The organism is Pseudonocardia sp. (assembly GCF_025965585.1).
Lineage (GTDB): Bacteria > Actinomycetota > Actinomycetes > Mycobacteriales > Pseudonocardiaceae > Pseudonocardia.
In genome coordinates this window covers 1-8,687 of the sequence record NZ_JAOPWR010000384.1, presented here as the reverse complement: position 1 = coordinate 8,687, position 8,687 = coordinate 1, and the positions used below count along the sequence as shown (strand labels likewise).

Annotated in this window: 8 protein-coding genes; 4 read left to right on the top strand and 4 right to left on the bottom strand. The window is 72.6% G+C overall.

From position 1 onward, the window contains the following. Window positions 1-192 (top strand): zinc-binding dehydrogenase (locus JWR81_RS23780; RefSeq protein WP_297657293.1); only part of this gene is annotated, 192 nt, incomplete at its 5' end. Window positions 193-357: 165 nt separating this feature from the next. Here the strand turns inward: JWR81_RS23780 and JWR81_RS23775 are convergent. Further along, the gene (locus JWR81_RS23775) at window positions 358-756 is read right to left on the bottom strand and encodes an ATP-binding cassette domain-containing protein (protein WP_297657290.1); all 399 of its coding nucleotides are present in this window, start codon (window positions 754-756) and stop codon (window positions 358-360) included. 188 nt (window positions 757-944) lie between these two features. Here JWR81_RS23775 and JWR81_RS23770 point away from each other — a divergent pair, with 188 nt between their 5' ends. Further along, entirely contained in the window at window positions 945-2,807 is a 1,863-nt protein-coding gene (locus tag JWR81_RS23770) for a helix-turn-helix domain-containing protein (RefSeq protein ID WP_297657287.1), read from the top strand. A 101-nt stretch (window positions 2,808-2,908) separates the two neighbouring features. Here the strand turns inward: JWR81_RS23770 and JWR81_RS23765 are convergent, their stop codons facing one another. From JWR81_RS23765 to JWR81_RS23755, 3 genes are all read right to left on the bottom strand, one after another. Continuing rightward, entirely contained in the window at window positions 2,909-3,952 is a 1,044-nt protein-coding gene (locus JWR81_RS23765; protein WP_297657284.1) for an alcohol dehydrogenase catalytic domain-containing protein, read from the bottom strand. A 140-nt stretch (window positions 3,953-4,092) separates the two neighbouring features. After that, complete coding sequence (locus JWR81_RS23760) at window positions 4,093-6,384, bottom strand: FdhF/YdeP family oxidoreductase (RefSeq protein ID WP_297657281.1); 2,292 nt, start codon at window positions 6,382-6,384, stop codon at window positions 4,093-4,095. A gap of 114 nt (window positions 6,385-6,498) precedes the next feature. Continuing rightward, on the bottom strand, window positions 6,499-6,765 hold the full coding sequence (locus JWR81_RS23755) for a helix-turn-helix transcriptional regulator (RefSeq protein WP_297657278.1): 267 nt from the start codon (window positions 6,763-6,765) through the stop codon (window positions 6,499-6,501). A gap of 32 nt (window positions 6,766-6,797) precedes the next feature. Here JWR81_RS23755 and map point away from each other — a divergent pair, with 32 nt between their 5' ends. After that, window positions 6,798-7,571 carry a type I methionyl aminopeptidase gene (gene map, locus JWR81_RS23750; protein WP_297657275.1) on the top strand — a complete coding sequence of 258 codons (774 nt, stop codon included), beginning with the start codon at window positions 6,798-6,800 and terminating at the stop codon, window positions 7,569-7,571. A 257-nt stretch (window positions 7,572-7,828) separates the two neighbouring features. After that, a partial coding sequence (locus JWR81_RS23745) for an MOSC N-terminal beta barrel domain-containing protein (protein WP_297657272.1) occupies window positions 7,829-8,687 on the top strand: 859 nt, incomplete at its 3' end.

Sequence of the window (8,687 nt, the reverse complement as noted above, 5' to 3'; positions counted from 1 at the left end):
ATGGAGCTCGGCGGCACCGAGGTGGTGCGCGACCGCAGCACCGCCGTCCTCAGCGAGCTGGCCCGGCTCGTCGCGGCCGGGGATCTCGACCCGCACGTCACCGACGTCCGCCCGTTCGACGAGGCGGCCGCGGCGCTCGCGGCCGTGGAGGGCGGCCACGCGGAGGGCAAGGTCGTGCTCCGGATGCGATGAGCTTCCCCGCGGAACGGGTCGTCCACTCACGGACGAACCCATCGCGGAGCCGAACGAGGCCTTCAGGCAGCCAGACCCGGTACCGCTTCTAGTTCGACGGCGGCCCGCCACGCGACGGGGACGCCGTCACCTGGGCCTGCGGCAGCAGCACCTCCTGGCCCAGGCTCAGGCCCGACGCCACCTCGGTGAACTCGTCGCCGATCCGGCCGGGGGCGAACGGCGTGGTACGGGGTCGCCGTCCGACCCGGGGATTCTGACGACGCTGCGCCCGTCCTCCGTCCGCACCCTTGAAGGACTGGAAGACGAACCCGATGCGCGTGTTGCGGACGTCGGCCGGCCGGTTGTCGCGCAGCGGCCCGCCGTCGAGCCGTCGAGCCGGTAGCTGCCCGCGCTCGGCACGTCGAGGCAGCCGAGGATGTTCATCATCGTGCTCTTGCCGCAGCCGGAGGGGCCCATGATCGCGACGAGGTCGCCCTCGTCGATGGTGAGATCGACGCCGTCGAGTGCGCGGACCTCGACCTCACCGGCTCGATAGACCTTCGTGACGTCCTCGAGCTCGATCATGGCCCCCCCGGGGTCACCGGCTTCCCCCGGGCAGCCGGCTCGTTCGGATCAACGAGGGGCCGGGAGCGGCGATGCGGTCCGGCGGCCGGCTACACCGAGTCGTGACCTCTCGGCCGTCCGGGTGCCTCGTGGTCGTGCTGTCTCATCGAGCGACAGGCGACAGCACGCTGCGCGCCTATGCTCGGCCGATGGCGTCGAGTGCCGTCGAGATGGAGTCGGCCCGCCGCACGTTCCTGGCCGCGGGGCAGCGGCACCCGCAACGGGGCCTCGTCCGCCCGGTGGTGCTGGAGTCGTGGGAACGCTCGCACGGGCACGACGTCGACCCCGACCGGATCGAGGCCCGCTTCCTCGGCCACCACCAGCACGTCCCGCTGCTCGTGACCTGCGCCGACGGCGTTCTCGACGAGTTCGTCACGGCCGATCCCGGGGCCGGCTGCTCGGTGGCGCTGCTCGATGCGGCCGGCGTCGTGCGGGCGCGCCGGGACTGCGACGGGGCGCTGGCCGGACTGCTGGACGGGCTGCACCTCGTGCCGGGGTACGGCTACGCCGAGCGGACGGTCGGCACCACGGCCGCGTCGATCGCCCTCCACGAGCAGGCCGACGTCGCGATCGACGGCGCCGAGCACTACCACTCCCAGCTGATGTGCCTCGCCGAGGCGGCCGCTCTGGTGCGCCGTCCCGACAGCGGCGAGCCGTGCGGGGTCGTCGTCGTGATCTGCCACGCGGGCGACCGGTCACCGCTGCAGCTGCCACTGGCCCGGATGCTCGCGCGGCGCGTCACCGAGCGGCTCGCCGGGGAGCCGCAACGGCGGCCCCGTGCCGTCCTGGACCAGTTCACCGGCGCCGACGGCCCGTACGGCGAGTGGGTGCTGGCCACCGACGGCGACGTCGTGCTGACCAACGCGGCCACCCGGCAGCTGGAGGTGGCCGACCAGCGGGTGCTGAGCGACCTCGTGCTGGCGGACCTCGTGCTCGGCGACGTCAGCACCGAGCACGTCGACCTGCCGTCCGCCGGCTGCGTCGAGGTCTCCGTCGAGGCGGTCCACCTCGACGGAGAGCTGGTGGGCTGCGTGCTCACCGGGGCGCCGGCGGGACGGCGACGCCTCCCGGGGCAGCCCGAGTCGGTGCGCCGCCAGGGCTCGCACGTGGCGCCGACCACCCGGCGCGACTTCGCCGAGGACCTCCGCGCGGCCTCCCGGCGCGAGCACACCGAGGCGTCGATCCAGGCCAACCGCGAGCTGCTCTCGCCCTACCTGCGCGCGCAGCAGGAGGTGGTGGCGAGCATCCGGCAGGGCCGCAACCACCTGCTCATCGGCGAGCCCGGGGTGGGCAAGCGGACGCTGCTGGTCGGCCGGTTCCGGGACGCCTACCCGGCCGGCCGCGTCGTGACCGTGGACTGCGGCTCCGACGCGGAGGAGCTGAGCGCACCGGGCCGGACCCCGCTCGTCGCGCCGGAGCGCCGGCCGCACCTGCTCCTGCTGCACGGGATGAACATGCTCAGCCCGGTCGGGGCCCGCCGGCTCGACGAGGTGCTCCGTCCGCTCGTCGCGTCGTCGACGCCACCCCTGGTGGTCGGGTGCATCGACACTCCCGCCGTCGACGCGACCCGCCCCTACGGCCTGCTGCTGCGCCACTTCCACCAGATGACGCGCATCCCGGCCCTGCGCTACCGGGCCGACGAGGTCGGCGAGATCGCGCTGGCGATCCTGCGCAGGCTCTCGGGCCGTCGCTCGCTGCGGCTGTCCCTGCAGGTCATCCGGGTGCTGGAGGGCTACGCGTGGCCCGGCAACATCAGTGAGCTCGAGGACGTGCTGCGCTATGTGGTGGCCCGCAAGCCGCTGGGCGAGGTGCAGGCCCCGGACCTTCCTCAGCTGTGCTTCCAGGGCCGCGCCCGCCGGATGTCGATGCTGGAGTCGGCGCAGTGCGACGCGATCATCCAGGCGCTCTACGAGTCGAACGGCAACCGCTACAAGGCCGCCGCGATGCTCGGCATCGCGCGCTCGTCGCTCTACCGCAAGATCGACGCGTTCGGGATCAGCTACATCGCCTGACGGCCCGATCTGCGCGCGACGGCCCGATCTGCGCGCGATTTTGCGTCGTCGCACCCTCCACGGACGGTGCGACGACGCAAAACGGCGAGCGGTTCGGTGCGTCAGGGCGTGATGATCACCTTCAGGGCCAGGTTGGCCGCCGCGTTCTTGAACACGTCGTAGGCCTCGTCGATCTGGCCGAACGTGAACGTGTGGGTGCCCATCTTCTCCGCCGGGATCCGGCCGCTGCCCACCATCTTCAGCAGTGTCGGGATCGAGACGGTGTCCACCAGCCCCATCGTGATCGTGACGTTCTGGATCCACATGTCCTGCATCGGCAGCTCCACGGGGGTGCCGTGGACGCCGATGTTGGCGATCGTGCCGCCCGGCCGCACCAGCGACGCCGCGGTCAGCAGCGTCTCGGGGTAGCCGACCGCCTCGATCGAGACGTCGACGCCCAGCCCGTCGGTGAGGGAGATGACGTCGGCGACCGTGCCGGGGCCGACCTCGATCGCGTCGGTGGCGCCGAACTCCAGCGCCTTCTCCAGCCGGAACTTGTTGGAGTCGACGGCGATGACCTTCGACGCGCCCCACAGACCGGTGGTCAGGATCGCGGACAGTCCGACGGCGCCCGCACCGACCACCGCGACGGTGTCGCCCGGCCGCACCCCGCCGGCCAGCACGCCCACCTCGTAGCCGGTGGGCAGCGAGTCGGCCAGGAAGATGGCCTGCTCGTTGGTGACCGAGTCGGGCACCAGGTAGAGCGACGTGTCGGCGTAGGGCACCCGCACCAGCTCGGCCTGCGTGCCGTCGATGAGGTGGCCGAAGATCCAGCCGATGCCGCCGACCGTCTGGCAGTGCGACGGCATGCCGCGCTGGCAGTACTCGCAGCGGCCGCACTTGGTGATCGCCGGGACGAGCACGCGGTCGCCCACCGCGAAGCCCTTCACCGCGTCGCCGATCGCCGTCACCGTGCCCACGGCCTCGTGGCCCAGGATCCGGCCGTCGGTCACCGCGGCCACGTCGCCCTGCAGGATGTGCAGGTCCGTGCCGCAGATGGTGGTCGTGTCGACCCGCACGACCACGTCGGTCGGATCCTGGACCGTCGCGTCGGGGACATCCTCCCAGGCCTTGTTGCCGGGACCGTGGTAGACCAGTGCCTTCATCGGAACCTCCGTTGGCTCAGCTCGACCAACCGAAGCTACGGCGACGGCTCCCTGCCGACCGTCCCAGAATCGGACGATCGCCGGGCTTCCTCGGGCCGACCGACGGCGCGGTGTCCCGCATCCGGGACACCGGCGCGTGATCAGGCGGCGCGTTCCAGCCGCACGACCACCCACTTGGACGTCGGAGTGTTGCTCTCCAGAGCCGTCGAGCCCAGCGGGATCAGAGGGTTGGTCTCGGGGTAGTACGCCGCGATGCAACCCTTCGGCGTGGAGTACTCGACGAGCCGGAAGCCCTCCGCCCGCCGCGTGACCCCGTCCTCCCACTCGCTGACCAGGTGCACGACATCGCCGTCGGCGAAGCCCAGCTCGGCGAGGTCGGCCGCCCCGATGAACACCACGCGGCGGCCGTGGTGGATGCCGCGGTAGCGGTCGTCGAGGCCGTAGATGGTGGTGTTGAACTGGTCGTGGCTGCGCATCGTCTGCAGCACCAGCCGGCCCTCGGGCACCTGCACCGCGGCGAGCGGGCTCACCGAGAACACGGCCTTGCCCTGCGCGGTCGGGAACGTGCGGGAGTCGCGCGGCGGGTGCGGCAGCGTGAAGCCGCCCTTCCGCCGGATCTTCCCGGCGTAGTCCTCGCAGCCGGGGACGACGCGGCCGATGCGCTCGCGGATCTCGTCGTAGTCCTTCGCGAAGGAGTGCCACGGGATGCCGTACCGGTCGCCCAGGGTGGCGGCGGCGATGCCGCAGAGGATGCCGACCTCGGAGCGCAGCTGGTCGCCGGCGGGCTGGGTGCGCCCGCGGGAGGCGTGCACCGCCGACATCGAGTCCTCGACGGTGACGCGCTGCACGGTGCCCCCGGACTCGTCCCGCTCGGTGCGGCCCAGCGTCGGCAGGATGAGCGCGGTGCCGCCGCAGACGACGTGCGAGCGGTTGAGCTTCGTGGAGATCTGCACCGTGAGCCCTGCTGCGCGCAGCGCGCTCTCGGTGACGTCGGTGTCGGACATCGCGGCGACGAAGTTGCCGCCCAGCCCGACGAACACCTTCGCCTGCCCGTCGCGCAGCGCCCGCACGGCCTTGACCGCGTCGAACCCGTGCTCGCGCGGCGGCTCGAAGCCGAACTCGTCGCGCAGCGCGTCGAGGAACGAGTCCGGGGACCGCTCCCAGATTCCCATCGTGCGGTCGCCCTGCACGTTGGAGTGGCCGCGTACCGGGCAGAGGCCGGCGCCCGGCTTGCCGATCATGCCCTGCAGCAGCGCGACGTTGACGAACTCCTTGATCGTCGCGACGGCGTTGCGGTGCTGGGTGATGCCCATGGCCCAGCAGTGCACGATCTTCGTGGCCGACGCCAGCATGTCGGCGGTCTTCTCGATGTCGGCCCAGGTCAGCCCGGTGGCGGCGAGCACCGCGGCGCGGTCGATCTCCGTGACGTGCTCGGCGTACGCGGCGAACCCGACGGTGTGCTGCGCGACGAACTCGCGGTCCACCACGCGGCCGGGATTCGCGGCCTCCTTCTGCAGCAGGAGGTGACCCAGCGCCTGCCAGAGGGCGAGGTCGCCGTCGGAGCGGATCTGCAGGAAGTGGTCGGCCAGCTCGACCGGCTTGCCGGCCAGCCCGAGCGGCTTCTGCGGGTTCATGAACCCGAGCAGGCCCGCCTCGCGCAGCGGGTTGATCGCGATGATCTTCGCGCCGCCTGACTTGGCGATCTCCAGTGCCGAGAGCATCCGCGGGTGGTTGGTGCCCGGGTTCTGGCCCGAGATGACGATGAGGTCGGCCTCGTGGATGTCGTCGAGGGAGACCGAGCCCTTGCCGATGCCGATCGTGTCGGCCAGGCCCACCGATGTGGACTCGTGGCACATGTTCGAACAGTCGGGGAGGTTGTTGGTACCGAAGGCGCGGGCGAAGAGCTGGTAGACGAACGCCGACTCGTTCGACGCCCGGCCCGACGTGTAGAACAACGCCTCGTCCGGGCTCGCCAGGCCGCCCAGGTGCTCCGCGACCAGCGCGAACGCGTCGTCCCAGCTGATCGGCTCGTAGTGCGTGCCGCCGTCGCGGCGCACCATCGGCTGCGTGAGCCTGCCCTGCTGGCCCATCCAGTACTCGGAGCGCGTCTCCAGGTCGGCGAGGCTGTGACGGGCGAAGAACTCGGGCCCGATGCGGCGGGTGTCGCCCTCCCAGGCCACGGCCTTCGCGCCGTTCTCGCAGAACTCGGCGGTGTGGCGGTGCTTCGGGTCGGGGTCCGGCCAGGCGCAGCTCATGCAGTCGAAGCCGTCGACCTGGTTGAGGCGCAGCAGGTTCCGCGCGGTGCGGGACACGCCCATCTGCCGGACGGCCATGCCCAGGCTGACCGCGACCGCCGGGACGCCTGCGGCGGCCGTCTTCGGCGGGGACACCTCGAGAGCGGGCTCGGGGACGGTGTCGGGGGGGACGGTCAACGGGGGCCTCCGGGCGTACGACAGATGGCGTCGAGCGGATCAAGAGTAAGGAGAACGACGCTGGTCGCGCCCGCCGGCCACCCCCGGATGTGGCGGAACAGTCTCTGCGGGCGGTCAGACCGCGGGGTCGAGCGGCAAGGATCGGTCGGTGATCTCGACGAGCGTGTCGAGGGACAGCCCGAGCGTGCAGGCGAGCGTGGCGACGGTGAAGAAGGCGGGTGTCGGGATGCGGCCGGTCTCGATCTTGCGCAGCGTCTCGGCGGAGATCCCGGCGCACGCGGCGACGTCGACGAGGCTGCGATCGCCGCGGGCCTCGCGCAACAGCGCGCCCAGCCGCTCGCCGCGGTCGCGCTCGGCCGGGGTGAGGGGGACGCGAACCATGCCCGGGATACTAATACCGGTATTGTTATCGTGTGATTGAGCTGAAGACACCCGGAGAGATCGACGCGATCGACGCCGCGGGCACGGTCGTCGCGCGCATCCTGGCGGCGGTGCGGGCCAAGGCCGCGCCCGGTGTGAGCCCCCGCGAGCTGGACGACCTGGCCGCCGACATGATCGCCGACGCCGGCGCGGTGTCGAGCTTCCAGGGCTACCACCCGGGCTGGGCGCCCGTGCCGTATCCCGGCGTGACCTGCATCAGCGTGAACGACGCGGTGGTCCACGGCATCCCCGGCCCCGAGCCGCTCACCGCAGGCGACCTCCTCAGCGTCGACTTCGCCGTGCACCTCGACGGCTGGTGCGCCGACTCCGCGTTCAGCATCGTCGTCGGGGGCGACCCCGATCCCCGCGACCTCGCCCTCATCGACGCCACCGAGCGCGCGCTCGCCGCGGGCATCGCGGCGGTGCGGCCGGGCGCCAAGCTGGGCGATGTCGGGCACGCGATCGAGACGATCGCCCGGCGTGCCGGGTTCGGCATGCTGGCCGACCACGGCGGGCACGGCGTCGGCCGCTCGATGCACGAGGCCCCGCACGTCCCCAACGAGGGCCGCCCGGGCCGCGGGCTGAGGCTCAAGCCCGGTCTGGTGATCGCGATCGAGCCGATGCTCATCGCCGGCGGCACCGACGACTACCGCCACGACCCCGACGGCTGGACCCTGCGCACCGCCGACGGCAGCCGCGCCGCCCACGCCGAGCACACCGTGGCCGTGACGAAGGACGGCGTCCGCCTCCTCACCCGAGCGGCCTGACGAGCCCACCGGTCGCCCGCCCGACCGGGCCCACCCCCGCGAGCCGACACGTTCAGGCACCCGAGGCGGCATGCTCCGCGTCCGTGCAGCTGTCAGGCGCTCCTGTGCGTGGATGGCTGCTCCCCCGCGGAGGGTGGTGTCGTCACGTTCCGCGGGGGAGAGACGGCCGCGCCCTCGCCTCCGCACTTGCGGGACCGCGCCGTGGCCCCTCCGACCGGCCCGGTGCCCCGCCCCGATCCCGCTGCTACAACGGGCCGATGGCCGTCACCGCGCTGTACCGGTACCCCGTCAAGTCCATGCTCGGCGAGTCGCTGCGCGCCTGCCGGATCGACGCCGGCGGGGTGCTCGGCGACCGCGCCTACGCTGTGATCGACATCGAGACCGGCACGGTGGCGAGCGCCAAGGTCCCGAGGCGCTGGGCGGCCCTGCTCGACTTCTCCGCCCGCTACGTCACCGAGCCCCTCGCCGGGGAGCCCGTGCCGCCGGTGGAGATCACGTTCCCCGACGGCTCGGTGCTCCGCAGCGACGGCCCAGGCGTGGACGACGCGCTGTCCGCGGTGCTCGCGCGGCCGGTGCGGCTGGTGTCGACGCGGCCCGAGCGCAGTGCCGAGGGGAGATGGGGCTTCGAGGAGCTGTGGCCCGACATCGACGGCCTCGCGCCCCAGGGGCTCATCGACGGCACGCGGGTCCGTCGCGAGGAGACCGGCGAGGCCATCAGCCGCTTCGACGTGGCCGGCATGGCGCCGGGCTCGACCGGCTTCTTCGACCTCGCCGTGCTGCACGTCCTCACCGAGGCCACTCTCGACCGCCTGCGCGAGCTCGCTCCCGAGGCGACCTTCGACGTGCGGCGCTACCGCCCCAACCTCGTCCTCGACGGGGACGACGCCGGCTTCGTCGAGAACGGCTGGCCGGGCCGGGCCATCACCCTCGGGGACGGTCCGCGGCTCGAGGTCTCCATCACCGCGATGCGCTGTGTGATGACGACGCTGGCCCAGGGCGACCTCCCCGCGGACGCCGACACGCTGCGCGCGATCGCGCAGCACAACCGCCTGGAGATCCCGGGCATGGGCGTCTGGGCGTGCGCGGGCGTGTACGCCGACGTGGCCGCAGGTGGAT

Excerpts from the sequence above, each read along its gene's own strand:
- JWR81_RS23775 (WP_297657290.1), bottom strand. The coding sequence starts at position 756 with ATGATCGAGCTCGAGGACGTCACGAAGGTCTATCGAGCCGGTGAGGTC.
- JWR81_RS23765 (WP_297657284.1), bottom strand. The coding sequence starts at position 3,952 with ATGAAGGCACTGGTCTACCACGGTCCCGGCAACAAGGCCTGGGAGGAT.
- JWR81_RS23755 (WP_297657278.1), bottom strand. The coding sequence starts at position 6,765 with ATGGTTCGCGTCCCCCTCACCCCGGCCGAGCGCGACCGCGGCGAGCGG.
- JWR81_RS23770 (WP_297657287.1), top strand. The coding sequence starts at position 945 with ATGGCGTCGAGTGCCGTCGAGATGGAGTCGGCCCGCCGCACGTTCCTG.